Origin of the sequence: Stutzerimonas stutzeri, assembly GCF_024448935.1 — a bacterium.
Lineage (GTDB): Bacteria > Pseudomonadota > Gammaproteobacteria > Pseudomonadales > Pseudomonadaceae > Stutzerimonas > Stutzerimonas stutzeri_AO.
Genome location: NZ_JAMOIE010000280.1, coordinates 1 through 514 on the forward strand (window position 1 = coordinate 1; position 514 = coordinate 514).

1 protein-coding gene and 1 pseudogene are annotated in these 514 nt (G+C 58.0%); both read right to left on the reverse strand.

Annotation, left to right across the window (positions count from 1 at the left end):
• Window positions 1-129: pseudogene (locus NA637_RS25355) on the reverse strand (cytochrome-c oxidase, cbb3-type subunit II); the annotation flags it as partial.
• Window positions 130-141: 12 nt separating this feature from the next.
• Window positions 142-514 (reverse strand): cbb3-type cytochrome c oxidase subunit I (locus NA637_RS25360; protein WP_256075430.1); only part of this gene is annotated, 373 nt, incomplete at its 5' end.

Genomic DNA, 514 nt, shown 5'->3' on the forward strand with positions numbered 1-514 from the left:
TACCGGCTCGTTGACCACGTCCTGAAAGAACAGCGGAACGATCTGGGTCAGACCACCGATGCTCACTGCCAGAATCATGAACAGGGTCAGCAGGCCGACGTTCTTTTCGAGTAGTTCGTGATTTTTCATTTATCGGTTTCCTCAGGCGATCTGCGCAGCGGCTTCGAATTCAGCCGACTTCGCGGCACGCACAGTGCGCCAGGTGTTGTAAGCCATCAGCAGCATGCCGGTGAGGAAGAAAGCGCCGCCCAATGCCCGCACGATGAACCCCGGATGACTGGCTTCCAGTGCCTCGACGAAGGAATAGGTCAGCGTGCCGTCTTCGTTGATTGCGCGCCACATCAGGCCCTGGGTGATGCCGTTGACCCACATCGAGGCGATGTAGAGCACGGTACCGATGGTGGCCAGCCAGAAGTGAGCGTTGATCAGGCCGATGCTGTACATCTGTTCGCGAGCGAAAACCTTCGGAATCAGGTGGTACAGGGAGCCGATGGAGATCATCGCGACCCAGCCC